Raw genomic sequence first — 407 nt, 5'->3', positions numbered from 1 at the left:
CGGCATCGGTAATGGTTAAGGTGCCGCTGTCAGTCAGAACTGGATCGGTGGCATCTTCAGTGACCGCGCCGACATCGTCGCCAGCAATCACAGGCACATCGTTGGTGCCGGTAATGGTGATGGTGACCGTGTGCTCAGTGCCATCGTCACTCAAGACCACAAAGGTTTCGACCTTAGTTTCGCCTTCAGCCAGATATTGCACGTCGGCGTTATCGACGTTGTAAGTCCAGTTGCCCGCCGCATCGATAGTCAGGCTGCCGAGCGCGCCATTGCTAGCAACGCCGTTGCCCGCTTGGAATACCGCCTGGCCGCTGTCGGCATCGGTAATGGTTAAGGTGCCGCTGTCAGTCAGAACTGGATCGGTGGCATCTTCAGTGACCGCGCCGACATCGTCGCCAGCAATCACA

General features: G+C 57.7%; 1 protein-coding gene. It reads right to left on the bottom strand.

All coding sequences use genetic code 11. The features are described 5' to 3' along the window. Positions 1 to 407: VCBS domain-containing protein (locus K5Q99_RS22225; RefSeq protein ID WP_220778173.1), on the bottom strand; the 407-nt coding region annotated here is incomplete at both ends.

The sequence above is a fragment of the Shewanella hafniensis genome (assembly GCF_019655335.1).
Lineage (GTDB): Bacteria > Pseudomonadota > Gammaproteobacteria > Enterobacterales > Shewanellaceae > Shewanella > Shewanella hafniensis.
Note: the sequence above shows the minus strand (reverse complement) of the source record. Positions and strands in the feature narration are given on the sequence as shown.